Raw genomic sequence first — 23,689 nt, 5'->3', positions numbered from 1 at the left:
CGCCGAGGACCGGCAGGGCGGACGTCGCCGTCGGACTCTTCTCGGAGCCGATGACGCCGGTGGGAGCCGTCTGCATATTGACCGGCGCCGTCATGGGTCCGGTAGCACCCTCGTAGAGAAGCATGCCGGGGACGGCGGCGTGGGCAGCCTGGATATCCCCGTTCCGGATGGCCTCGGCGGCTTCCGAAAGTTTGATGGCGTTCGCCGGGCGGTTCTTCGGATCCTTGGCCAGCATGGACATCAGGAGCGCCCGGACCGGCTTAGGAAGAGTGTCCGGCAGGGGCGGCGGGGCATCGTTCACCTGTGCCAGGGCGATGGCGATCTGTGACTCGCCCGAGAACGGCCGGTGGCCCGTGAGGCACTCGTAGCCGATGACCCCCAGCGAGTAGATGTCCGAAGCCCCGGTGGCCGTTTGCCCGGTGGCCTGTTCGGGCGCGAGGTACTGGGCAGTTCCCATCACCTGGCCGGTCTGCGTGAGCGGCACCTGGTCGGCAAGGCGGGCGATGCCGAAGTCGGTCACCTTGACCCGGCCGTCGGGAGTGATCAGAAGGTTGCCCGGCTTGATGTCGCGGTGCACCAGTCCCTGCGCGTGGGCGACGGACAGGGCCCGGGCGGTCTGGGCCATCATGGACAGGGTGCGGTCCGGAGAGAGGACCTGCTCATGTTCGATGATGCTGCTCAGCGGCTGGCCGGGCACCAGTTCCATGACCAGGTACGCGGAACCCTCCTCCTCGCCGTAGTCGAACACATTGGCGATGCCCACGTGGTTCAGGAGCGCAGTGTGGCGTGCCTCTGCGCGGAACCGCTGGAGGAAGCCGGGATCGCCCGTGTACTCCTCTTTGAGCACCTTGATGGCAACGATCCGCCCGAGGATGAGGTCCTTGGCCTTCCAGACTTCGCCCATGCCGCCGATCGCAATACGCGTGGTCAACTGGAATCTGCCGCCGAGGGTGATTCCCGATGTAGGCCTCACTTATTCAACACCGCCTCAAAAATCTTCTTTGCGTTCGGACTGGTTAGCTGTGCGCCGGTGGTGATGTCCACGCCCTGCATGACGATCGTGACGGACACCTGCGGGTCATTCGCGGGGGCAAACCCGGTGAACCAGGAGTTGTTCAGGCCATCGGTTCCGAGCTCGGCGGTGCCGGTCTTGCCGGCAACCTGCACGCCGGGCACTGCCGCGCCGGCACCGATGCCCTGACTGACCACACTGGTCATCCATTCGGTGATCTGACCGGCAATCTCCGGGGTGGTGGAGGTCCGCAGCGGAACCGGCTTCGGTTCCTCGAGGACTCGCAGATCAGGTGACCGCACGGCCTTGATCAGGTTGGGGGTCATTTGTACTCCGCCATTGGCGATGGCCGAGGTCATCTGTGCGATCTGCAACGGTGTGGCGCGGACGTCCCGCTGGCCGATGGCCGACTGGGCCAGCCCCGCGGCGTCCAGGTCCCGCGGGAAGATGCTCTCGGCATAGTCGAGCTTGAGCTGGTCGCCCAGTTCCTGTCCCCAGCCGAACTTGGCTGCCTGCCCGGCGATCGCCTCCTCCCCAAGCTTTTCCGCAATGCTCGCGAACGGGGTGTTGCACGATTGCTGGAGCGCGAACGCGAAGTCGGCGGTGTTGCGGGTGTAGCAGTTGCCGCCGGCATAGTTCGGAAGCCGGTATTGGATGCCCGGGAAGGACATTTCGGCGGGATTAGGGAGCTGGCTGTCCGCGTTGTACTTTCCGGAGCTGAGCGCTGCGGCAGTGTCAACGATCTTGAAGACCGAGCCCGGGGCCAGGAGCGCACCCGTGGGGCCGCTGACCGATGGGTTCAGGTTGATTCCGGGGACCTTGATGATCTCGTTGTAGTTCGCCTGTTCCTTGGCCGCGTCCTGGGTGGCGATGAGGTTGGGGTCGTAGGACGGCTTGCTGACCATGGCGAGGATGTTGCCGGTCTTGGGATCCGTGACCACGATCGATCCCCGCTGCCCGTCCGGTATGAGGTCATACGCGAGCTTCTGGATTTCAGGGTTGATGGTCAGTTCCACGGACGCGCCCTTGGGCTGGTTGCCCAGGAAAAGCTGCCCGATGCGGTCGAGGAAGAGCTGGTCCGAACTTCCGGCCAGCTGGGCATCCATGGCGCGCTCCAGGCCGGTCACGCCGTAGTTCTTGGAGAAATACCCCGTGATGCCGGCGTAGAGCTCAGGCTGGGTGTAGGTCCGCTGGAACTTGCAGGTTTCGTTGCCCTCCACCGACTCGGCAATGGCAGTGCCCGCCACGAGGATTGCACCGCGGTCATTGCAGTAGTTCTGGAGAATGGCACGCTTGTTCCACGCGTTGGCCTTGAGCTCGTCGGCGCCGATCACCTGGACGTAGCTCAGGGCACCGAAGATCAGGGCGAACATGGCGATCGCGGCAACCCATGAGTGTCGAATGGCCTGGTTCACAGTTGTTTCACCGCCTCGGTGGGAGCGTCCGGAAGGGTCTGGGTGGCGTTCTTGCCGGGTCTGTTGCCCGGAGCCGTGGCAGGCTTCCCGGGAGTTTTCTGTGCCTCAGGGGTCCTGCCCGGCTGCATGGGTGTGGTGTCCACAGGGCCGCGGGCGGTGTGCGAAATCATCAGCAGGAGGCCCACGATGATCCAGTTGGCCAGGAGGGAAGAACCTCCCGCTGCCAGGAACGGGGTGGTCAGGCCCGTCAGCGGAATAAGCCGCGTGACGCCGCCGATGACGACGAAGCACTGCAGCGCCACAGCAAAGGACAGCCCGCATGCCAGCAGTTTCCCGAAGGCGTCCCTCGTGCCGAGTGCGGCGCGGAAGCCGCGGGTGAACAGCAGGAGGTACATCATGACGATGGCGAACAGCCCGATCAGGCCAAGCTCTTCGCCGAACGACGCGATGATCATGTCGCTGTTGGCAAAAGGCACAAGGTTGGGGCGGCCCTGGCCGAGCCCCGTACCGACGAGTCCGCCGCTGGCCATGCCGAAGAGTCCCTCGACGATCTGGCCGCTGCCGCCCGGGGAACGTCCGAAGACTTCCTCCGTGAATGCGTTGAGCCAGGAGTCGATGCGAAGCGCGACGTGGGAGAAGACCTGGGAGGCGATGAAACCTCCGCCGAGGATGAGCGAGAGGCCGATGACCACCCAGCTGATGCGGCTGGTGGCAACATAGATCATCACAATGAACAGGCCGAAGAACAGGACGGAGGAACCTAGGTCCCGCTGGAAAATCAGCACACCAATGCTGACGAGCCAGGCGGTGATCATGGGTCCCATGTCCTTGAACCGCGGGAACTGCAGGGGCCCGATCTTCCGGCCGGCAAGCATGATGAGATCGCGGTTGGATGATAAGTAACCCGCGAAGAATATAGCCAGCGTGATCTTGGCGACCTCGCCGGGCTGGAATGTCATGGGGCCCAGCCGGATCCACACGCGCGCTCCGAGGATTTCGCCGGCGGAAATGCCGGGAACCAGCGGGAGGATCAGCAACAGCGCACTGACGGCCAGCGAAATGTAAGTGAAGCGGCGAAGGATCCGGTGGTCCTTGAGTAGCCAGATCACGGCGATGGCCACCGCCATGGCGATGAGGGTCCAGCGCATCTGGTTGTTGCCGGTGTCCTCGCCCGGGGCGTCCAGCCGGTGGATCATCGCCAGGCCGAGGCCGTTGAGGGCAACGACCAGTGGAAGTATTACCGGGTCGGCATACTTAGCCCGGATCCGGAGGACCACGTGGAAAGCGAGGGCTGCCACGGCCAAGAGGCTGGACTGGAACCAGAAGTCAGTGTCGAACGCATTCTGGTCATCGATGCTGATCAGTGCGTTGGCGCCGATGCTGACGGCAAGGGCCAAGACCAGCAGCAGCAGTTCCACGTTTCGTCGCGGCTTGGGCATCGTGTCGGCGTGGGTCATTGGCCCCCCTCACAGGTTGGGGTTGGGGACGGCGTGGCGGCCGCACCGGCGGCGGCGGTCTGCGACGCTGTCGGCTTGGGACTGGCCGCGGCGGCGGGCGCCTTGGCGGCGGTGGTTCCCGTAGGCCTGGGAGTGGGCTTGGCCGAGGTGGCGCGGGGAGACGGGGACGCGGTGGCCGTCGGCGAAGCAGTGAGGCACTCGTCCGACGGGGCCGTCGTGCCGGTGCGCTCAAGGTTCTTCACGATGCGCTGGGCGTCGTAGAGATCGCGCGCAGGCACCGTCTGGCGGACGCGCTGCTGCGAGAACTGGGGCAGGGATTCCATCTTAATTTCGGTGACAGCCTCAAGCGTGGACAGCTGAATGGGCCCCAGACGCTGCGAAACGCCATTGAAGATCGCCACCCGCTGGTCGAATTCGCCTATGTAGTACCGGGTCTGCGTCCAGGCGTAGCCCAGCCAGAGACCCACTACGAGGACCACGAGAGCCGCAGCCGCGATGCCGATGGTGACCCAGCGGCGCGGCCGGCGTTCCGGGCCGAGATCCTCGGCCTCGTCGCGCAGCGGTTCGGCCTTGTGGGTGAGGACCGTGGCCGCGCGGCGGGCCACGGTGCGCCCTGCGATGGTGGGAATGGAACCGGTCTCGGCCGCAGTGACGGCCGCACCGACGAGGAGATGGGGGCGTGAGGACAGTTCCTCGCGCAACACCTCTGCCGACAGGTGCTCGCCGAGGTGCGGATCGGTGGTTGCTGTGGGCTCCTTGGATTCAGCCTGCCCGGAGCCCGGGGCGTTGCCTTTGCCGTTTTGGGCGTGGCTGTCCGCCTCTGCATCGTCAGCCTTCGGGACCGCGGTGGCAGTCTCAGGCGCGGATGCCGGTGCCGCCTCGGCCTTATCGTCCGGTGCCACTGTCGCGGTCACGGCGGTCGCGGGCGTGGTGGCGCCTTCCGGTGCGGCGGGTTCCGCGGAAGGCACGATGTCGACGGCGGCGGTCTTGACGTCGTCGACCGTCTCCTCGGCGATTTCCACCATCACCACGGTGACGTTGTCCGGGGCGCCTGCTTCAAGGGTGAGGTCCACGAGGGTTTCCACGCACTCGTGGATGTTCTGGGTTTCGCGGACTGTGCGCTCCACGACGTGCCCGGCCACATAGTTCAGGCCGTCCGAGCACAGCAGCCAGCGTTCACCCGGCTGCACCTCCAGGGTTGCCAGGTCCAGTTCGGGGCTCGCATCGACATCGCCGAGAACCCGCATGAGGACATTTTTGTGGGGGTGGGTTTCGGCCTCTTCGGGGCGGAGCCGGCCCTCATCAATCAGGCGCTGAACGAACGTGTGGTCCACGCTGACCTGTTCGAATTCGCCGTTGCGCAGCCGATAAGCCCGCGAATCGCCGATGTGCGCGAAGTGCAGCTTGCCCTCGGCGAGCAGCAGGGCCGTCACGGTGGTGCCCATGCCGGCGAGTTTGGGGTTGATGTGGACGAGTTCCGACAGGAGGGAATTGGCCGTCTGGATTTCGTCGGCCAGAACGGTTTCGGCGTCGCCGTCGTAGTCGTCCGAGTCCAGGTGGATCATGTCCAGGACGGTGGCCGCGGAGGCCACGTCACCTCCGGCATGGCCCCCCATGCCGTCTGCCACGACGGCAAGGTGACGTCCCACGTAAGCGGAGTCGTCATTCTTCGCCCGGACGCGGCCGACGTCGGACCGTGCGGCGTAGCGCATGATCAGGGGACGCGGAGAGGCTGGCGCCTTCTCCGCGGGAATGTCCGGAGCGGCCATGGCTATGGCCTCAATTCAATGACCGTCTTGCCGATTCTCACGGGTACACCGAGGTCCACGGGAAGGGCCCGGGTGAGCTGCTGGTCGGCCAGATACGTGCCGTTGGTGGAACCGAGGTCCTCAATGAACCAGCGGCTTCCCTGCGGGAACAGGCGTGCGTGCCGGCCGGAGGCGTAGTCGTCCTCCAGCACGAGGGTGGCTTCCTGTGCCCTGCCCAGCAAAATGGGACTCGCTGCCAGGGGAATGGTGCGCCCCTTGAGGGGGCCTTCAGTGACCACCAGTTGGCGGGCCTGCTGTTTGACCGGAGCGGGGGCCGCTTCGGCCAGTTCAGGATTTTTGCGCACCTGCCTCGCCGTGGGGGCGCCCGTGGCTGCCTTTCGGCCGATCATGAGGTCCCGGCGCATGGCGGAAACGATGCTGAAGATCAGGACCCAAAGCAGCAGCAGGAAGCCGAAACGCAGGGCGGTAATGGTCAGTTCGCTCATGGGCGGCCGCCAGTGTTGGCGGGCAGGAGGCGGAAGATGATTTTGGTCCGTCCCATCGTGATGGTGGAGCCGTCGGTAAGCTCCATGCTTCCGGCGACTTTGTGCCCGTTGACGTAGCTGCCATTGGTGGAACCGAGGTCCACCGCAGTGGCGGTGCCGCCGGCAGTCTGGATTTCCAGATGGCGACGGGAAACTCCGGTGTCGTCCACCAGGATGTCGGCTTCTGATGAACGGCCCAGAACGATCGAAGGAGCGTTGAGTGAATACCGCTGGCCGTCGATGTCCAAGACGGGCTGCAGACGGACGGGCTGACGGCTGGGCGCTGCGGGGAGGTTGGCCCGCGGCGCTGCCGCTGCAGGAGCCGATGCCTTCTCGGTCTTGGACGTGATCTCGAAATCGCCGGGACGGTGTGCTTCATCGTGTCGGAACGAGATGCGGACCGGCCCCTGAAGGGTGTAGCCCTGGCTGCGGACGTGGTTGATCACCACATCGCACAGTTCCTCGGCCAGCGGGGTGCCCCATTCCTGGGCCCGCTGGAAGTCGTCGTCACTGAGCAGCACGTCAAAGACATTGGGTGCCAGGGTCCGGCCGGCGGCGACTGTGATGGCCTTGTGGTCAACCTCCCGGCGCAGCCGGCTGGCGATTTCCACAGGTTCGACCTGTGCTTTGGAACCGGTGGAGAAGACGCCGCGGACGGCCTTTTCAATGCCGCGCTCGACTTTGTCCAGCAAGCCCATGGTCCTTCTCCTTTCCTTGCCACTGCGGGCAGTGCGCCTCGTGTAGCTCTATCTGCCACGCACGTCACAACAGAACAGTGAGCCCGACGGTAGCGGGCACCTATACATCCGATACTACTTGCCACCCCTGCGAATGACCTTAATCCACAACGTGCCGGCGCTCAGTTTCGTTCATGCCCGCCTTTCCTTTGTTGCGGTGATCACACCGGTCGATGGGTGATGAGAACGTGATTTCGCCGGTGCCGGTGCGGCCGCGGGGCCCTTCAGCCTGGCTCTCCGCGGGCCGCAAACCCGCCGATTGGCATTTTGCCGTGATTGTCCGTTATGCTTGATCTCGCTGCTTTTACGAGGTTCCAACTCGGGAGTCCGGGGTTGGAATTGAGGAGAAGAAGTTGCGCGCGAGTGGCGGAACGGCAGACGCGCTGGCTTCAGGTGCCAGTGTCCGAAAGGGCGTGGGGGTTCAAATCCCCCCTCGCGCACGCAACAGAAACACCCCGGTCTTCGGACCGGGGTGTTTTTTGTTGTCCAAAGGCCGTTGTTGGGTTGTCCGTGTAAGTGCGCAACCCGCACGCCTCAGGACACGGGGGTCACCAGGGTCCCGTCAGCTGCGAACTGCGCGAGATTCGCAAGCGTGAGTTCCGCCATGGCTGCGCGGGTCTCGTTTGTTCCGCTGCCCAAGTGCGGCAAGAGGACTACGTTGTCCATGGACAGCAAATCCTGTGGAACCTTCGGTTCATCAGCAAAGACATCAAGGCCGGCTCCGCCGAGCCTTCCGTCCAGCAACGCCGCGACCAGGGCCTGCTCGTCCACAACTGAACCCCGGGCGATGTTGATGAGGTAGCCGTTGGGACCGAGCGCCTCGATGACATCATGGTCAACCACGTGCACCGACTCCGGCCCGCCGGCGGCTGCCACAATCAGAACGTCCGCGTTCCTAGCCAGCTCCACCGGCGAGGACGCGTACTCGTACGGTACCCCGGGGGCCTTCTTGCGGTTGTGATAGTTGATGGTGCAGTCGAAGCCCTCGAGCCTGCGGGCAATCACTTTTCCGATCCGGCCAAGGCCCAGAATCCCCACCCGCTTGCCGCTCGCCTTGGTGGCGAGGGGAAAGTTGCCCTTGCGCGCCCAGTCACCCCGGCGGACGTAGCGGTCGGCAGCGCTGGTGCGGCGCAACACGTCCACGTAAAGCGCGACGGCGGTGTCAGCCACGCAGTCGTTCAGGACGTCCGGCGTATTGCTGACGGCGATTCCGCGCTCCGCGGCCTGCCTTGTGTCCGTGGTGTCGTAACCGACGCCGAAGTTCACCACTGCGCGGAGATTTGGCAGAGCCCGCATCAGCTCGGTTCCCACCCCGAAGCGCCCTGACGTGACGGCGACATCAAACGTGTGGCCACGCTGTTCCAGAAATTCGGCCTCGTCTGCCGCGGAAGCGGGTAGCCGCACCGCGCCGTACACGTTGGCCACCGTGTCCTGGACAGTTTGCATGAGTGGTCCTACCTGCAGGACAGCGACGTTGTTGTTCATACCCTGCACAGTAGGTTCGGGCATCCATATGCGTCCAACATGCAATTAGCATTGATCCATGCCGGATGTGTATCGGTAAGTCGAGTTTCGCGGAATTCCGCGGCGGACAGGACCGCGTGCTGCCCGTCACACCGGATAGTCCTGCCCCCTGGGACTCGACGCACGGCTCTGCGGGGCATCCCTCCCCTTGTGGTGCTTTCGGAAGCTCCACTAGCTTGAGTCCAGCGCGGCCCCCAGCTCCCTTTTCACACCTCACAAAGCTGCAGCCTGCCGCGCTCCATTAATCCGGAGGATCCAATGACGTCTTCTTCAACACCCCTGTTTTCCGCATCGGCGGTCAAGTGGCCCGCCCTCGCAGCCGGAGTGCTGCTGGCATTGAGCGGCTGCTCTGTCGCCAATTCCGAAGCGGCGCCCGCGTCCGCAAGTGCACTTCGCGTGGTCCTCGGCCAGGAGCCTCCCACCTTGGAGGCCTGTGAATCGAACCTCACGTCCACCGGTGTGGTGGTGCGCTCCAACGTCACCGAGCCACTCGTCGAGCGGAATCCCCAAACCGGCGAACTTGAACCCCTGCTCGCAACGGAATGGAAGGCCACATCGGACACTGAGTGGACTTTCAAGCTGCGCGAAGGCGTGAAGTTCCAGGACGGCACGCCGTTCAATGCGGAAGCCGCAGCGTTCACCATCAACAGGGCCGTCAACTCCAAGCTGGGCTGCAACGTGGAAGGCTACGTGTTTGGAGACGCCGATCTCAAGGTAAAGGCCGTGGACGCCACAACCCTCACAGTCACGACGCCGGAGCCGGACCCCATCCTCCCGCTGCGGCTGTCCTTCCTGGAGGTGGTGCCGACGTCGACGAGCACCACCGCGAAGGTTCGCGAACCGGTCGGAACCGGCCCGTACAAAATCGAGAGCTGGGAAGCCGGCCAGAAAATTACGCTGACCAGCTGGGATGGCTACTGGGGCGACAAGCCGGCCTACCCCAAGGCCGAGTACCAGTGGCGGTCTGAGAGCTCGGTGCGGGCAGCCATGATCACCAGCGGAGAAGCCGATGTTGCCATGGGCCTCAGCCCTGACGACAACATGGGTGAGCTCGGCATCGATTACCCCAACAACGAGACGGTTGCCCTTCGGATGGAGGCCACCAAGGCGCCGCTGAACGATATCCGTGTCCGCCAGGCGGTGAACTACGCCATCGACAAGGACGGAATCGTCAACTCCCTCTACCAGGGCAAGCACAAGGTTGCGGCGCAGCTGGTGCCCGAGGGCATCGTGGGCCACAACGCGGAGCTGAAGGGGTGGGCATTCGATCTGGACAAGGCCAAGTCGCTCGTCGCTGAGGCCAAGGCCGCTGGCGTGGATACCTCCGCTCAGATCTCACTCGTGGTCCGCAGCGCCCAGTTCCCGAAGATCACCGAACTCGCGCAGGTACTCCAGGAGCAGTTGAGTCAGGCCGGACTGAACGTGAAGCTGAAGATGCTCGAAACCAGCCAGCACCTGACCTACCAGGTTCGCCCGTTCCCGGATGATGAGGGCGCAGTTGCCCTGATGACGCAGCACGGCAACCAGGCCGGCGACGCCGCCTTCACTGTTGACCAGTACATGCTGTCCACCGGCGCGCAAAGCTACTTCGGCACTCCGGAATTTGACGCCATGATCAAGAAGGCGGATGCGGCGTCCGGCGATGCGCGAAAGAAGGGCTTCGAGGACATCTTTGCCTACCAGAACGACAAGGTTGTCCAGTTTGCCCACATCTCCCACCAGACCGGCATCATCGGCAAGTCCAAGTCCGTGAACTACACGCCGAACTCCTCCAGCGGCGACGAGCTCCGTGTCTCGGAAATGACCCCGGCAAGCTAGCCCGGGTCTCCAGGAAAAAAGAAGGACAGCCATGCTGATCTACTTGAGAAAGCGGATAATCTCCAGTGCTCTGCCGCTGGTGGTGGTCATTGTCGGGGTCTTCGCACTCGCACGGATGACCGGAAACCCGGCCAGCCTGTATCTGCCCCTGAACGCCACCCAGCAGATGCGGGATGACTTCACCGCACGCAACGGCCTGGACCAGCCTCTGCTGGTGCAGATGGCGGACTACTTCGGCGGGGTGCTGAAGCTCGACTTCGGCCAGTCCCTCCGGACGGGGCAGGACGCTGCCGCCATGGCGCTGCGTGCCTTCCCCGCAACCTTGCAGCTGGCAGCCACCACCATGGTGCTGGCCGTGTTGCTGGCGCTGCTGGTGGGTTGCTGGGCCGCGCTGAAGCCGAACGGCGTTGCCGACCGCATCTCAAGTTTCGTCTCCATGGCCGCCGCGTCGATTCCTGATTTCTGGCTCGCCATCGTGGGCATCTGGGTCTTCGCCATAACCCTGGGCTGGCTCCCGACCTCCGGTGTGTCGGGGGCCGGCGCCTGGGTCCTGCCGATTGCGACCCTGCTGCTCAGGCCATTCGGCGTCCTGGTCCAGATCGTCCGCGGATCCATGGTCTCTGCTCTCTCGGAGCCCTACATCAAACTGGCGCGCAGCCGCGGCGCAGGCGAGCTGCGCGTGGTCACCCATCACGCCCTGCGCAACGCAGCGGCTCCGGCCCTGACAGTGGCGGGTGACCTGACGGTGGGTTTGGTGAACGGAGCCGTGGTGGTGGAAACCATCTTCGGCTGGCCCGGGATCGGAAAACTCATGATCGATTCCATCCTGCAACGGGACTTCGCCGTGCTGCAGGCCGCCGTGCTGCTCACCGCAGTGGCGATCTTTGCATTGAACATCCTGATTGACATGGGCTACGCGCTGCTTGATGCACGAGTCCGCCCCGTCACGGCAAAGGCTTAGGAGTAGCCATGAAGACTTCATCGACTGAACCGGCGGCACCGGACCAGGTTGCAGCGGCAGGGCAGCCGCAGCCTGTCAAGGAGAAGCCCGTCAAGGCTAAGAAGGACGGGAACCTTAGCCTCCTCCGGCTCCTGCTGAAGGACCGCTTTGCCACGGTGTCCGCGCTGCTTCTGGTGATGATCGGGCTCACCGCCCTCGTCGGCCCCGCCCTGATGGGCGACCTGGCAACCAAACAGAACCTCCTCTTCGCCAACAAGGCACCCTTTTCCCTGGCCTATGGCTGGGAGTACTTTCTGGGCAGTGATTCCCTGGGGCGGAGCATGCTCGCGCGCCTGGTCGTCGCCAGCCGCACCACGTTCTCCGTGGCGCTGCCCGCCGTCGCCGTCGCCCTCGTGGCCGGTTCCCTCTGGGGAGTCTGGGCCGGCTACCACCGCGGCTGGCGTGAAAACGTGTCGATGCGCATTGCCGACGTCATCATGAGCTTCCCGTCCCTGCTGCTCGCCGTCGTCGTGCTGTATGTCTTCAGCCCCAGCGCCGGAAACATCGTGCTGATCCTCGCGCTCACCCGGATCCCCATCTACCTGCGCACGGCCCGCGCCGAATCCGCGGAGCTGCAAAGCAGGACTTTCGTGGACGCTGCCCGGACCTTTGGTGCCAGGCCGAACGCCATTATCGGCCGCCACGTCATCCCCGTGGTGCTGCCGACGCTCCTCACGCTGGCCACGCTCGAATTCTGCTACGTCATGCTGGCTGAGTCGTCCCTGAGCTTCCTCGGCATCGGGATCCAACCGCCGGACGTCAGCTGGGGCCTGATGGTTTCCCAGGGCAGGCAGTATCTGCAGACTGCATGGTGGCTGTCGATCTTCCCTGGCGTAGCAATCGTGCTCACCACCATTGCCGCCAACGTCCTCGCGGCCTGGTTGCGCATCGCCACTGACCCGGTCCAGCGCTGGCGGCTCGCTCTTCCCCGCAAGCGCCTCATTGCCCGCATTCCAGTCAAGGAGGCAAAGCCGTGAAAACTGCTGCCCAGACCGTGCTCCCCGGAAAGACCCGGCCGCAAGATGTCGTTCTCAGTGTCAGGAACCTGGCTGTGGACATCCGTACTTACCGCGGAACTGTCCGGGCCGTCAACGGCGTGGGCTTTGAGGCCCGTGCAGGGGAGACCCTGGCGCTGCTCGGAGAATCCGGTTGCGGAAAATCCATGACGGCCAAGGCCCTCGCCGGAATCATGGACCCGGTCTGCGACCTGGCCGGCGGGGAGATCGTCCTCAACGGAACAGACTTGGCCGCCCTCACGCCCAAGGAACGGCTCAAGTTTGCCGGGCCGGAGCTTGGAATCGTCTTCCAGGACGCGCTGACGGCCCTCAATCCCGTCTATACCGTGGGGACACAGCTCGGCGAGGCTTTCAGGATCCATCAGGGACTCAGCGCCAGGGAAGCCAAGGTCCAGGCAATTGAGCTGATGAAACGCGTGGGAATTCCCGAACCCCAATCCCGGGTCAATTCCTATCCCCACCAGTTCTCCGGCGGTATGCGCCAGCGCATCCTGATCGCCATGGCCGTGGCCCTGAACCCCCGCCTGCTGATCGCGGACGAACCCACCACGGCACTCGACGTGACGGTCCAGGCGCAGATCATGCAGCTCCTGCGCAAGCTCCGGGAGGAGGGCCAGATGGCCGTAGTGCTGATCACCCACGACCTGGCGGTTGTTGCGGAGGAAGCAGACTCGGTGGCGGTGATGTACGCCGGAAACGTGGTGGAGAGCGGACCGGTTTCCGAGGTCTTCAGCGATCCGCGGCATCCCTACACGAAGGGGCTGCTCGAGTCCGTGCCCGTCCACGTGGAGCGCGGCGCCCACCTGCAGTCGATCGCGGGCAGCCCCCCGGAGCTCCATGACATCCCCTCCGGCTGCGTCTACCAGTCCCGGTGCCCGCTCGTGCAGGACATCTGCAGGGCCGAGCGTCCCCGGCTGCTGCCGGTGAATGGAAGCGCCGCCAACAACCACTCCGAGACCCTGCCGTCCCGGCCGGGCCGGGCCACAGCCTGCCACTTCAGCGAGGAGTTAAACAATGCCTGAGCCCCTTTTGCAGATCGATGGTTTGTGCAAGACGTTCCATGTGGCCAAGAGCGCCAGCGGCAACACCCGTCTCAAGGCCTTGGATGGGATCAGCCTGACGGTGGGCCGCGGGGAAACGCTTGGCCTCGTAGGCGAGTCGGGCTGCGGCAAATCCACCCTGGCCCGGACCCTCATGATGCTCGAGACACCGGATGAGGGAACCGTGACCTTTGAGGGAACGAACCCGTTCGGTCTCCGCGGAAAGGAACTGCTGAGCTGGCGGCGCAGGGTCCAGATGGTGTTCCAAGACCCGTTTGCCTCCCTTAACGCGCGCATGAGCGCCGGCGACATCGTCTCCGAGCCCTGGGCCACCCACCGGAGCCTTTACCCGTCGCCGCGTGAGCGCCAAGCGCGGGTGGGTGAGCTGCTCCAGATGGTGGGGTTGCGTCCATCGGATGCCCGTAAATCCCCGCAGGAGTTTTCCGGCGGCCAGCGCCAGCGCATTGGCATTGCCCGCGCGCTGGCCCTCAACCCCGACGTCATCATCCTGGATGAACCGGTTTCCGCCCTGGATCTTTCCGTCCAGGCGCAGGTCCTCAACCTGCTCAATGACATCCAGCAGGAACTCGGCGTCTCCTACATCTTCATTTCCCACGACCTGACCGTGGTGCGGCATGTGGCCGACCGCGTGGCCGTCATGTACCTGGGCAGAATCATCGAAACGGGAAACACCGAGGAAGTTTTCGACCACCCGCGGCACCCCTATACGGCTGCGTTGATGTCAGCCTCACCGAAGCTCGACGTCACAGGCGCGACGCGGGACCGCATCGTCCTCAAAGGTGAGCTGCCCTCCCCGCTGGACCCGCCGTCGGGCTGCCGTTTTCGTACAAGGTGCTGGAAAGCCCAGGACATCTGCTCCGACGTGGCGCCCGAGCCGCGCGTGACTGCTGGCGAAGACGGGGCACTGCACCTGGCCGAATGCCACTTTCCACTTGAAACCATCAAGGGCCTCACAGCCGCCACAACCACCGCCGGGTGACGGGCCCGGAGTATGCGCTCATTGCCGGGGTGATCTTCCTGGCCGCCTGCCTGCAGGCCTCGACGGGCTTCGGTATGGGCATGCTCGCCGCGCCGGTGGTGGCCATGGTGGATCCGACCCTGTTGCCAGCCACGCTCATCCTCCTCGCACTGCTCGTGACCATCCTCGTGACTGTCCGTGAGCGGCAGCACCTGGATCTCCGCGGGACCGGCTGGGCCCTCATGGGCCGGATCCCCGGAAGCTTCCTGGGAGCGTGGCTTGTGGCGGTGCTGTCCAAGGAAGGACTGGCGTGGATTGTTGTGGTGGTGGTCCTCACCGGCCTGGTGCTTGCCCTCAAGGGGTGGGCACCCAGGCCCGTCCGGGTCAACCTCATCGCGGCCGGTGCAGCCTCGGGCATCATGGGCACCGCAACATCCATCGGCGGACCTCCGATGGCCCTGGTGTGGCAGGGGCATCAGGGATCGCGACTGCGGGGCACGATGAGCGCGTTCTTCATGGTCGGATCGGCAATTTCGCTGGCGTCGCTGGGAGTCGCAGGCGCCGTGACTGCCGAAATACTGACCCTCGCGCTGTGGATGGTGCCTGCGGTGCTGGGCGGGTATCTCGCCTCGCGCTTCGTGAACCGCTTCCTGAACGCCGCCCGCCTGAGGATGCTGGCGCTGGGGGCGTCCGCCCTGGGAAGCCTGCTGTTGACGGGGCAACTGGCCCTGGCCGCCATGCAGCCCTAACGGGCCTGGCGGGGACGCCACAGACCCTGACGTCCCCAGCCCAGCCGCCCGTCCTAGTCTCTGGACACCACGTTAAACAGCGCCCGGCCTTCCGCCAGCCTCCTGATGTTGGCGGCAATGTCGGCTGCCCGGCGTTCGAACGTGATCCGCGCATGCCCGGAGTGGTGCGGGGTGAGGACGGTATTGGGCAGGGACGCGAACGGCAGCTCCGCCGGAGGCACCACCCCGTCAGCAGGGGAACCCCACCACACGTCGATGCCCGCCCCGGCGATGCGCCGAGACTGCAGGGCATCGAACAACGCGTGCTGGTCCACCACCGGCCCCCGCGCGACGTTAATAAGGAGTGAAGTGGTCTTCATGGCTGCCAACTCCGCTGCGCCGATCATGCCCCTCGTGGAAGCGTCCAAAGGCGCTGTGACAACCACGACGTCGGACGAGGCCAGCAGCTCCGGGAGCTGGTGGTTGCCGCCCACCCAGCTGAGCGCCACTCCATCCGGAATGTTGGCATCCGGGTTCCTCCGGACGGCGCGCACATCCATGCCGAGGACGCCGGCCATCCGCGCCACTTCGGCCCCGATGGAGCCCATGCCTACCAGTCCCATGGTCATTCCCGCGAGGGTCGGGTGGAAAGGAACATCCGAATCGGTGGCAATGGTTTTCCAACTGCCCCTGCGTACGGCCCTGTCAGCCGCCAGAACATTGCGGGACAGCATCAGCGTGACCATCAGGACGTGTTCTGCAATGGGCCGCGCATGATGGAACGTGTTGGCAACAACAGCCCCCGGGGGCAGCCCCGGAAAGGAGATCTTGTCGTAGCCGGCCCCCGTGACGTGCACCAGGTTCAGCCTGGCGGCGGCGGCCGCCTGCTGCAGGCTCAGAGAGGAACAAACGACGACGTCGGCACCCGCCAGCGCGTCCAGCTGGCGATCGGGGGTCCAAGCCGCCGCCATGTCCCAGTGGTGCGCGCCGCCGTCGTGCTTTAACAGATCCTCAAAACGGCTGATGATGGGGTCGGTGACCACGATCCTCAGGCTCTTTGGTGAGGGGTCCGGAGTGCTCACCAGCGGGGGCTCTGAAGCTCATAGGAAGGGTCCAGCCTTTTCATGTATCCGGTGTCATCCCGGCTCCTGATCCCGCACTCCAGGTACTGGCGGTGGAGGCGCTCGAGGGCGTCGCGGTCCAGTTCGATTCCCAGCCCGGGTCCTGTGGGGACCTTCACGGCTCCGTTGTCGAAGGCGAAAGTTCCGGCACGGACGATGTCCTCTTGCGGATCCTTCCACGGCCAGTGCGTGTCGCACGCGTAGTCGAGGTTCGGTGTCGCGGCCGCAAGATGGACCATCGCGGCGAGGCTGATGCCGAGATGGGAGTTGGAGTGCATGGACAAGCCCAGGCCGAAGGTGTCGGTGATGCCGGCCAGGGACTGGGAGCGGCGCAGGCCGCCCCAGAAATGGTGGTCCGAGAGGATGACATCCACGGCACCTGCCGCAACGGCTGGGGCAACGTCGGAAAAACTGACGACGCACATGTTCGTGGCGAGCGGCATCCCCACCTCGCGCCGGACGGCGGCCATTCCCTCAATGCCGGGGGTGGGATCCTCGAGGTACTCCAGGATGCCGTCGAGCTCCTTGCCCACCCGGATGGACGTATCCACGGTCCAGGCCCCGTTGGGATCAATCCGGAGTGGCATTGCCGGGAATTCGGCCCGAAGTGCTTTGACGGCGGCAACTTCCTCCTCGGGGGCGAAGACACCGCCCTTGAGCTTGAGTGCCGAGAAACCGTATTCGTCCACCATCTTCCGGGCCTGCCGAACGATTCCGGCCGGATCCAGCGCCGGACCCCACGAATCGTCGTCCCGGCCCGGGTGTCCTGACCATTTGTAGAACAGGTAACCGCTGAACTGCACGACGTCACGGACGGCGCCGCCGAGAAGATCGCTGATTGGACGGCCAAGCAGCTTTCCTTGGATATCGAGGGCAGCGACGTCGAAGGCCGACAGGACACGGTCCGTGGTGCTGGAACCGGTCACCATTCCGCTCATGCCATGGCCGCCCCGGACCTGATCGTGTAGGAGTGCCGCTGCTGTCCGGCTCCGGAGTTCATTGATGTTGAAGACATCGGTGCCGGGAAGGGCCGCAGCTGCCGCTTGAAGGCGTGCCACGTGGCCGGCGTCTCCGTAGGTTTCGCCCACCCCGCTGACGCCGGAATCCGTATGGACTTCCACGATGGCCCGCAGCGCATAGGGTTCATGGACACCAACGGTGTTCAACAGTGGCGGGTCCTTGAATGCCACCGGCGTGATGGTGACGTTCGTGATGCTCACCTGGTCGAGGTGTTCTGCCTGCTCGTTCACGGGGTTCACTCCGGTGTGCTCCTAGCTGCTGGATGGTTTCTCAAGGGGCGTTTAGATGACCATAATGGGAGCAATTGATCCAGGTCCAAGCCAATTAATGCACTCGATCATCCATGAAAGGTATCGATGTTTACCTTGCCCCAACTGGAGGCCTTTGTTGCCGTCGCTGAAGAACTGCATTTCGGTGCCGCAGCAGAGAGGCTCAACATGACGCAGCCTCCCTTGAGCCGGCAGATCCAGATCCTGGAGAAGAAGCTCGGAACGCAGCTCTTTGGCCGCACCAGCCGCAAGGTTGAGCTGACATCGGCGGGAGCAATGCTGCTGCCCCGGGCGAGGCAGATCCTGGACCTGTGCATCAAAACTGAGCTGGATGTGCGCAGGGTTTCCTCGGGTGAGGCGGGAGCCATCACCGTGGGCTACACGGCGATCGCCGGCCAAAGTGCGCTGCCGCTGTTGCTGCGCCGGGCGGCCGACAGCATGCCCGGCGTGTCGTTCATGCTGCGGGAACTCGTGTCCACCGACCAGATGGACGGCCTGGTGAAGGGCAGCGTGGACCTTGGACTCTTGAGGCCGATTGTGGCCCGCCCGGGGATCGTGTCGCGGCCCCTCATGAAGGACCGTTTGGTCGTGGCTCTTCCCGCCGGGAGCTCACTGCTTGGAGGCATGCCCATCAAGGAAGGCGCCCCGCTGCCCTTGGGGAAACTGGATCGACTTCCCCTGCTGATGTACTCCACGAAGGAAGCCAGGTACTTTCATGATCTGGTGCTCCGCCTGTTCGCCAGCGCCGGCGCCCACGCGAACATCACCCAGTACGCCAGCCAGATTCCGGCGCTCCTCGCCTTTGTCCAGGCGGGGCTGGGAGTCACGCTGGTGCCGGCGTCCGCCATGGCCTCGGCACCGGCGGGGGTGGACTTCCACGAAATCGACGGGAGCCACGGCATTCAGGAGCTCAACCGGGTGGACCTTGAGCTGGCCTGGAACGAAGAGACGGCGAACCCCGCAGTCAGGCGGCTGCTCGAGCTGATCGACTCCGAGGGGTTGGGCGTGTCCGAGCCGGACAGCTAGCCGGAAGGTTACTTTGACCCGACGGCGGCCAGCGGGGACTGTGCCTCCTGGGAAGTCTCCACTTCATCCCGCCGCTCCGCTGCGACTCCTGCGCCGGGCGCCTTGCGCTCCTTCAGGAAGTACACGAGTCCGGCGGCCAGGGTGGATGCCGCGGCAAGGGCGAAGAGTCCCGGCACCACGCTGCCGGTCTGCTCCTTGATGATGCCGAATCCGAAGGGCGCCACGAAGCCGCCCAGGTTTCCGAGCGAATTGATGATGGCGATGGCCGGAGCCAGGACCAGCGGATGCAGTGCGGACTGGGGGATCGTCCAGAACAGCGGCGAGGCGCTCTTGAAGCCCATGGCCGCGATGGCCAGGAAGACGAGGGCAAAGACCGGGGAGGCGATAGCGGCAGCGAAGGTTCCGACGGCGGCCACGAGGAGCGCGGCGACCAGAAGCGGGCGCTTGGACTTGGCTTTGTCCTGCCATTTCGCTGCGAAATACATGGCGAAGACGGCACAGACCCAAGGAATGGAGGAGAGGAAGCCGACGCTCAGGTCCGTGGTGCCAGGGATCTGTTTGACGATGCTGGGCAGCCAGAACGTGTTTGCGTAGATGGACAGCTGCACCGAGAAGTAGATGCCGCACAGCAGAAGAATCTGAGGGTTGAGCAGCATCTTCCAGCGGTTGACCTTGCCGCCGTCAGCCTTGGTGTGCTGGGCATCCTCCTGGTCGATCGCACTGGTCAGTGCCGACTTCTCGGCAACTGTGAGCCACTTGGCATCCTGGATTTTGGCATCGAGGAAGAAGAACACAGTGACGCCGACGACGACGGAGAGTGCTCCTTCGAAACCGAACAGCCACTGCCAGCCGCGCAGGCCGAGGACGTCATGAAGACTCAGGAGCAGCCCGGCGATGGGACCGGAAAGGGCCGCCGCCACCGATGAGCCTGCGATGAAGATTGCCGTGGCCTTGCCCCGTTGGCCTGCCGGAACCCAGCGGGCAAAGTAGAAGATGACGGCGGGGAAGAACCCGGCTTCGGCAGCACCCAACAGGAAGCGCAGAACGTAGAACATCGTCTCGTTCTGGACAAACGCCATCAGGAAGGACACGATGCCCCAGCTGACCATGATCCTGGTCAGCCAGACCTTGGCGCCGTACTTCTCCATCATCACGTTGCTGGGAAGCTCGAAAATGGCGTAGGCAATGAAGAAGAGTCCCGCACCGAATCCGTAGGCCGCAGCGCCGATCCCGACGTCGGCCTGCAGGTGGTCCTGGGCGTAGCCGATGTTGGACCGGTTCAGCTGGTTGCATACCAGCATGACCAGCATGATCGGCAGCACCCGCCGGAAAAACTTCTTGGTGGCCGAAGCCAGATCCGTGACAGCGGTGTCTACAGACTGCATGGGGGAATCCTCTTTGATAGATCAGCAAGCTCACGCTGCGGGGATGACGGCGAAGCCGTGTGCTCCTCGCCACAGCACCTCTTAACTGTGACAGTTGCATTCATGCACGTCCAACACGAATGTTGCATTGCGTGATACCCACGGAGACTGATTCCCCAGAGAAGGCCTGGGGGCCTTCCTTCACCCTCCCGCTTTACCGTCCTGCGCGGAGCCGGCGACGGGAATTGGCGAGGTGGCTGCGCATGGCCGCGGCTGCGGAGGGCCCGTCCCCGTCGGCAATTGCGGCATAGATCGAGCCGTGCTCGTGGACGACCTGATCGAAGTGGTCCCTTGCATAGTGCTCGACGCCGGTCATCAGCCGGGTCCGGGGCATGGCAATCATCGTCTGGCCCAGGGAAGCAAGGCAATCCGAGTAGAAGGGGTTTCCGGAGGCTGCGGCGACGGCGCGGTGGAAGTCATAGTCGGATTTCATGGCGTGTGCGGGATGTTCCACACTTGCCGTGAAGTCGTCGAGCGCCTTCTGCAGGACCTTGAGCTGGCGGTCGGTGCGGTTCGTGGCGGCCAGGATGGCGGCTTCAGCTTCCACCCCGATCCGGAACTCTAGCAGGTGGAGACGGTCCTCCATGGTGACAACAGGCCTGGTGACCTGTCCCGCCGTCGGCCCCTCGGGGGGCGGGGTCAGCGCAAAGCTGCCCCGCCCGCGTTCGGTTTCCACGAGTCCTTCGGCCTGGAGCCGCGTGAGTGCGGATCGGACCACGGTCCGGCTCACCCCGAACTCGTTGATCAGGGTGTTTTCGCTCGGAAGCTTGTCCCCGGGCTGGATGACGCCGTCGACGATGCGGGCGCGAAGGTCGGCGGCGAGGTCCGCGGTCAGGTTCCGGGTCATGGGTTCAAGATTACGCGCCGAACTCCACGGTCTCCGTGGTCCAGGCACGTGCCTGGTCGCTGAACGTCACGCCGAGTCCGGGGCGGTCCGGAACCATCATGCGGCCGTTCTTCGTTTCGAGGCGCTCGTTGAACAGCGGGTCGAGCCAGTCGAAGTGCTCCACCCAGGGCTCGCGGGGATAGGCAGCGGCGAGGTGGAGGTGGATTTCCATGGCGAAGTGCGGGGCCAGTCCCAGGCCGCGCTCGTCCGCCAATGCGGCCAGGCGGAGGAACTGGGTGATGCCGCCGACTCGCGGGGCGTCGGGCTGGATGATGTCGCAACCGTTGGCGTTGATGAGGCCCTTGTGCTCGGCCACGGAGGCGAGCATTTCGCCGGTGGCGATGGGCGTGTCCAGGGCTTGGGCGAGATGGGCGTGGCCTTCGAAGTCGTAGGCGTCCAGCGGTTCTTCGATCCAGATGAGGTTGAATTCCTCGAGCTGGCGGCCCATGCGCAGGGCCGTGGCGCGGTCCCACTGCTGGTTGGCGTCCACCATGAGGGGGACGTCCCAGCCGATGTGCTCACGGATGCCGGCCACGCGGCGCAGGTCCTCTTTGCTGTCGGGGAGTCCGACCTTGATCTTGATGCCGCCGATTCCTTCTTCGATCGACTGCGTCGCGCGGGCCTTGACCTCGTCCAGGGTGGCGTTGAGGAATCCTCCCGAGGTGTTGTAGGTCTGCACGGAGTCGCGGTAGGAGCCCAGCAGCTTCGCGAGCGGGAGCCCGGCGCGCTTGGCCTTGAGGTCGTAGAGCGCGATGTCGATGGCGGCGAGGGCCTGCGTGGCCACGCCCGACCGGCCTACAGAGGCGCCGGCCCAGAGCAGCTTGGTATAGATCTTGCCGATGTCATTGGGGTCTTCGCCGATGATTCCTTCGGCAACTTCCTTGGCGTGGGCGTACTGGGCGGGTCCGCCGGCGCGCTTGGAGTAGCTGAAGCCGAGGCCGGTGTGGCCCTGTTCTGTGGTGATCTCTGCGAAGAGGAAAACCACCTCTGTCATGGGCTTTTGGCGGCCGGTGAAGACCTTGGCGTCACTGATCGGAACGGCCAGTGGAAGCCTCGCGGTGGAAAGTTTGACATGGCGGACGAGATCTACGGTGCTCATGGATGCTCCTCGAAAGCAGAAGGGTGGGCTGCGTCGCCCTCTCACTTAGAGTACAAGCTGACAACTTGTATTACAAGTGCTGTCCGCGGGAGTAGTTAGGGAGCGGCGGGAGGAGGTCAGCATCTGAAGTAGTTGTTTCGTTGTGGTTGTTGGCGGGGGTCGATGTGGGGTGGTGGTTTGAACCAGGGCACACCGTTCTTGACCTGGATGTGCCACTGTTCCTTGTGGATGAGGTGGTGGTGGGCGGAGCAGAGCAAGGTCCCGTTGTCGGTGCTGGTGGTGCCGCCGTGTGACCAGTAGGTGGTGTGGTGGGCTTCGCACCACGGTGCGGGGATGGTGCAGTTGGGGAATGCGCAGCCTTGGTCGCGGGCGGTAATGGCTTTGCGGATGTGCGGCGGGAAGATCCGGGTAGTGCGGCCGACGTCCAGGATGCGTCCTTCGCTGCCGAGCAGGACCGGGATGATGTCCGCGTCGCAGGCGATTTTGCGTACGGTGGCGGCGTTGATGGGTCCGGTGAACGTGAACGACCCGGTGCCGCCCTGGGCGCCGTGCCCGCCGGCGGCTGCGGCCGTGGGTCGGTTCGATGCAGTGCTGCGGTCGGTGGTGCGGTGGCAGGGTCCTTGGCTCGTTTCGCGTTCGAGGCGGTCCAGGAGGTCGAGATAGTCGATGGTGACCATGACCTGGGGCCGGAGCCCGCCGGCCGTGGGGAGTGCATCGGTGGTGAGGGCTGCTTTGCAGGCGCCGACCAGTCCGTCCAGGTGCCGTTGCGGGCGGGTCCGGCGGTCCAGGTCAACGTCCGCCGGCGAATCCCAGCCGGCGGTGCTGGTACGGGGGTTGGTGGCGGTGTTCATCACGGTCAGGAGGGGTTCGAACTGATCGGGGGTGGCGAAGATTTCCAGGTGGTGGAGCCCGTGCCGGGTCGGCCGAATGAAGGCGCCTTGCCGGCGGCGGAGCTCTTCTTCGCTGGGTTCGGGCCCGTCCTGGTCGAGCCCGTTGATCCAGCGCCGGGCGATTTTGGACAGGTAGTCGGTGTCGTTCTCGGCCGCGGTGCGGGTCAGGACGTGTTCCATCCGAGCCACGGCTTCGTCCGGGGCGTGGTGCCGGACCTGGTCCAAGGCGAGGGTGATGATGGTGGCGGGTTGGGAGGCGATGGTCCCGGCAGCCAGGGCTGCGCCGAGTTCTTCGCGTTCGGCCGGTTCGGTGTGGCCGGTGAACCCGGTCCGGGGCAGCACCGAGTCGGCGAGGGCGATCCGGCGCCGCGCCTCCCGGCTGCTGATCCGCAGCCTGCCCCGCAGGAACTCCTCCGCGTTCCGGAACCCGTCATCAGCCGGATCCGGTTCGGCCGCGGCCGGCCAGCCGTTCGCATTTGGGGCACTTTCGACCGCTTCCGCGCCCCAACCGGTGACCCAGCCAACCGCGGCACCGGAGCCCGAGCCAGACCGCGCAGCCAGTGTCGCATCTCGTCGGCTCCGGTTCACCGCCCCGGCCGCGACCACCTGCAAATACTCAACAGCGCGGGAGGCGTCCTCCACCTTGGCGGCGAAGTCAGCGGCCTCACGGAAACCCATCAGCGCGGCGTCCGCGGCCGCCGTCGAACACACACCCTGCAACAGCTCAAGGCCCCGGGCAAGACCACCGGAACCGCCGCCGTCGGCCGCTAAGTCAGACCCGAAAGCAGCCGCCAACCCAGCTAACTGCGCCGTCCCGGCGGGGACACTACGGAGCCCGCGGAAGCGCGCTTCGGGAAGAACAGCGGCACCGGGCAACACCGCCCACGGCCCTGCGCCTCCTGCCGCATCTTCCCCCATCGCTTCCATGGCTAAAC

Annotated in this window: 20 protein-coding genes and 1 tRNA gene; 8 read left to right on the top strand and 13 right to left on the bottom strand. The window is 64.9% G+C overall.

The window, feature by feature from the left end; all coding sequences use genetic code 11:
- The 6 genes from AC3A3W_RS07640 to AC3A3W_RS07615 form a co-directional block, all read right to left on the bottom strand.
- Nucleotides 1–973 (bottom strand): protein kinase domain-containing protein (locus tag AC3A3W_RS07640; RefSeq protein ID WP_487441640.1); only part of this gene is annotated, 973 nt, incomplete at its 3' end.
- The gene (locus AC3A3W_RS07635) at nt 970–2,427 is read right to left on the bottom strand and encodes a peptidoglycan D,D-transpeptidase FtsI family protein (RefSeq protein ID WP_487441639.1); all 1,458 of its coding nucleotides are present in this window, start codon (nt 2,425–2,427) and stop codon (nt 970–972) included. The genes AC3A3W_RS07640 and AC3A3W_RS07635, both read right to left, overlap by 4 nt.
- The gene (locus AC3A3W_RS07630; RefSeq protein WP_487441638.1) at nt 2,424–3,884 is read right to left on the bottom strand and encodes an FtsW/RodA/SpoVE family cell cycle protein; all 1,461 of its coding nucleotides are present in this window, start codon (nt 3,882–3,884) and stop codon (nt 2,424–2,426) included. The genes AC3A3W_RS07635 and AC3A3W_RS07630 overlap by 4 nt, the downstream gene beginning before the upstream one ends.
- Nucleotides 3,881–5,653: a PP2C family protein-serine/threonine phosphatase gene (locus tag AC3A3W_RS07625; RefSeq protein WP_487441636.1), complete on the bottom strand. Its 1,773-nt coding sequence runs from the start codon at nt 5,651–5,653 to the stop codon at nt 3,881–3,883. The genes AC3A3W_RS07630 and AC3A3W_RS07625 overlap by 4 nt, the downstream gene beginning before the upstream one ends.
- A 2-nt stretch (nt 5,654–5,655) precedes the next feature.
- Nucleotides 5,656–6,138: an FHA domain-containing protein FhaB/FipA gene (locus AC3A3W_RS07620; RefSeq protein WP_487441634.1), complete on the bottom strand. Its 483-nt coding sequence runs from the start codon at nt 6,136–6,138 to the stop codon at nt 5,656–5,658.
- Nucleotides 6,135–6,875 carry an FHA domain-containing protein gene (locus AC3A3W_RS07615; RefSeq protein ID WP_487441633.1) on the bottom strand — a complete coding sequence of 247 codons (741 nt, stop codon included), beginning with the start codon at nt 6,873–6,875 and terminating at the stop codon, nt 6,135–6,137. The genes AC3A3W_RS07620 and AC3A3W_RS07615 overlap by 4 nt, the downstream gene beginning before the upstream one ends.
- A 396-nt stretch (nt 6,876–7,271) precedes the next feature.
- Here AC3A3W_RS07615 and AC3A3W_RS07610 point away from each other — a divergent pair.
- Nucleotides 7,272–7,354: transfer RNA gene (locus AC3A3W_RS07610), tRNA-Leu, on the top strand.
- A 94-nt stretch (nt 7,355–7,448) separates the two neighbouring features.
- Here the strand turns inward: AC3A3W_RS07610 and AC3A3W_RS07605 are convergent.
- Nucleotides 7,449–8,360, bottom strand: coding sequence for a 2-hydroxyacid dehydrogenase (locus tag AC3A3W_RS07605; protein WP_487441631.1), 912 nt, complete (start codon nt 8,358–8,360; stop codon nt 7,449–7,451).
- 336 nt (nt 8,361–8,696) lie between these two features.
- Between AC3A3W_RS07605 and AC3A3W_RS07600 the strand changes: the two genes are divergently transcribed.
- From AC3A3W_RS07600 to AC3A3W_RS07575, 6 genes are read left to right on the top strand one after another with little or no spacing between them, the layout of a single operon-like run.
- Nucleotides 8,697–10,256, top strand: coding sequence for an ABC transporter substrate-binding protein (locus tag AC3A3W_RS07600; RefSeq protein WP_487441629.1), 1,560 nt, complete (start codon nt 8,697–8,699; stop codon nt 10,254–10,256).
- Between the two features lie 31 nt (nt 10,257–10,287).
- Nucleotides 10,288–11,217: an ABC transporter permease gene (locus AC3A3W_RS07595; RefSeq protein WP_487441627.1), complete on the top strand. Its 930-nt coding sequence runs from the start codon at nt 10,288–10,290 to the stop codon at nt 11,215–11,217.
- Nucleotides 11,218–11,225: 8 nt separating this feature from the next.
- Nucleotides 11,226–12,233 carry an ABC transporter permease gene (locus AC3A3W_RS07590; RefSeq protein WP_487441626.1) on the top strand — a complete coding sequence of 336 codons (1,008 nt, stop codon included), beginning with the start codon at nt 11,226–11,228 and terminating at the stop codon, nt 12,231–12,233.
- Complete coding sequence (locus AC3A3W_RS07585) at nt 12,230–13,294, top strand: ABC transporter ATP-binding protein (RefSeq protein WP_487441624.1); 1,065 nt, start codon at nt 12,230–12,232, stop codon at nt 13,292–13,294. Before AC3A3W_RS07590 ends, AC3A3W_RS07585 begins: the two co-directional genes overlap by 4 nt.
- Nucleotides 13,287–14,312 carry an ABC transporter ATP-binding protein gene (locus AC3A3W_RS07580; protein WP_487441622.1) on the top strand — a complete coding sequence of 342 codons (1,026 nt, stop codon included), beginning with the start codon at nt 13,287–13,289 and terminating at the stop codon, nt 14,310–14,312. The genes AC3A3W_RS07585 and AC3A3W_RS07580 overlap by 8 nt, the downstream gene beginning before the upstream one ends.
- A complete protein-coding gene (locus AC3A3W_RS07575; protein ID WP_487441620.1) occupies nt 14,309–15,040 on the top strand; it encodes a sulfite exporter TauE/SafE family protein in 732 nt (243 codons plus the stop codon). Before AC3A3W_RS07580 ends, AC3A3W_RS07575 begins: the two co-directional genes overlap by 4 nt.
- Before the next feature lie 53 nt (nt 15,041–15,093).
- Here AC3A3W_RS07575 and AC3A3W_RS07570 read toward each other — a convergent pair whose 3' ends face one another.
- Both AC3A3W_RS07570 and AC3A3W_RS07565 read right to left on the bottom strand, forming a co-directional pair.
- A complete protein-coding gene (locus tag AC3A3W_RS07570) occupies nt 15,094–16,101 on the bottom strand; it encodes a 2-hydroxyacid dehydrogenase (RefSeq protein WP_487441619.1) in 1,008 nt (335 codons plus the stop codon).
- Nucleotides 16,098–17,399, bottom strand: coding sequence for a glucarate dehydratase family protein (locus tag AC3A3W_RS07565; RefSeq protein ID WP_487441617.1), 1,302 nt, complete (start codon nt 17,397–17,399; stop codon nt 16,098–16,100). The genes AC3A3W_RS07570 and AC3A3W_RS07565 overlap by 4 nt, the downstream gene beginning before the upstream one ends.
- A gap of 117 nt (nt 17,400–17,516) precedes the next feature.
- Between AC3A3W_RS07565 and AC3A3W_RS07560 the strand changes: the two genes are divergently transcribed.
- Nucleotides 17,517–18,455, top strand: a complete 939-nt coding sequence (locus AC3A3W_RS07560; RefSeq protein ID WP_487441614.1) for a LysR family transcriptional regulator — start codon at nt 17,517–17,519, stop codon at nt 18,453–18,455.
- 8 nt (nt 18,456–18,463) lie between these two features.
- Here the strand turns inward: AC3A3W_RS07560 and AC3A3W_RS07555 are convergent, their stop codons facing one another.
- From AC3A3W_RS07555 to AC3A3W_RS07540, 4 genes are all read right to left on the bottom strand, one after another.
- Complete coding sequence (locus AC3A3W_RS07555) at nt 18,464–19,840, bottom strand: MFS transporter (RefSeq protein ID WP_487441613.1); 1,377 nt, start codon at nt 19,838–19,840, stop codon at nt 18,464–18,466.
- A 193-nt stretch (nt 19,841–20,033) separates the two neighbouring features.
- Nucleotides 20,034–20,726 (bottom strand): FadR/GntR family transcriptional regulator, encoded by a 693-nt coding sequence (locus AC3A3W_RS07550; protein ID WP_487441611.1) that lies wholly within the window; start codon nt 20,724–20,726, stop codon nt 20,034–20,036.
- Nucleotides 20,727–20,736: 10 nt separating this feature from the next.
- Nucleotides 20,737–21,864, bottom strand: coding sequence for an L-talarate/galactarate dehydratase (locus tag AC3A3W_RS07545; protein ID WP_487441609.1), 1,128 nt, complete (start codon nt 21,862–21,864; stop codon nt 20,737–20,739).
- 116 nt (nt 21,865–21,980) lie between these two features.
- Nucleotides 21,981–23,681, bottom strand: a complete 1,701-nt coding sequence (locus AC3A3W_RS07540; protein WP_487441607.1) for an HNH endonuclease signature motif containing protein — start codon at nt 23,679–23,681, stop codon at nt 21,981–21,983.
- Nucleotides 23,682–23,689 lie beyond the last annotated feature (8 nt).

It is taken from the genome of Arthrobacter sp. Soil_N43 (genome assembly GCF_057655195.1).
This window is presented reverse-complemented; position numbering and strand designations above follow the sequence as displayed.

Bases quoted from the DNA above. Each gene is read 5' to 3' on its own strand.
- AC3A3W_RS07545 (WP_487441609.1), bottom strand. From the start codon at position 21,864: ATGAGCACCGTAGATCTCGTCCGCCATGTCAAACTTTCCACCGCGAGG.
- AC3A3W_RS07550 (WP_487441611.1), bottom strand. From the start codon at position 20,726: ATGACCCGGAACCTGACCGCGGACCTCGCCGCCGACCTTCGCGCCCGC.
- AC3A3W_RS07600 (WP_487441629.1), top strand. From the start codon at position 8,697: ATGACGTCTTCTTCAACACCCCTGTTTTCCGCATCGGCGGTCAAGTGG.
- AC3A3W_RS07540 (WP_487441607.1), bottom strand. From the start codon at position 23,681: ATGGAAGCGATGGGGGAAGATGCGGCAGGAGGCGCAGGGCCGTGGGCG.
- AC3A3W_RS07615 (WP_487441633.1), bottom strand. From the start codon at position 6,875: ATGGGCTTGCTGGACAAAGTCGAGCGCGGCATTGAAAAGGCCGTCCGC.
- AC3A3W_RS07560 (WP_487441614.1), top strand. From the start codon at position 17,517: ATGTTTACCTTGCCCCAACTGGAGGCCTTTGTTGCCGTCGCTGAAGAA.
- AC3A3W_RS07605 (WP_487441631.1), bottom strand. From the start codon at position 8,360: ATGCAAACTGTCCAGGACACGGTGGCCAACGTGTACGGCGCGGTGCGG.
- AC3A3W_RS07620 (WP_487441634.1), bottom strand. From the start codon at position 6,138: ATGAGCGAACTGACCATTACCGCCCTGCGTTTCGGCTTCCTGCTGCTG.
- AC3A3W_RS07630 (WP_487441638.1), bottom strand. From the start codon at position 3,884: ATGACCCACGCCGACACGATGCCCAAGCCGCGACGAAACGTGGAACTG.
- AC3A3W_RS07580 (WP_487441622.1), top strand. From the start codon at position 13,287: ATGCCTGAGCCCCTTTTGCAGATCGATGGTTTGTGCAAGACGTTCCAT.
- AC3A3W_RS07555 (WP_487441613.1), bottom strand. From the start codon at position 19,840: ATGCAGTCTGTAGACACCGCTGTCACGGATCTGGCTTCGGCCACCAAG.
- AC3A3W_RS07595 (WP_487441627.1), top strand. From the start codon at position 10,288: ATGCTGATCTACTTGAGAAAGCGGATAATCTCCAGTGCTCTGCCGCTG.
- AC3A3W_RS07590 (WP_487441626.1), top strand. From the start codon at position 11,226: ATGAAGACTTCATCGACTGAACCGGCGGCACCGGACCAGGTTGCAGCG.
- AC3A3W_RS07625 (WP_487441636.1), bottom strand. From the start codon at position 5,653: ATGGCCGCTCCGGACATTCCCGCGGAGAAGGCGCCAGCCTCTCCGCGT.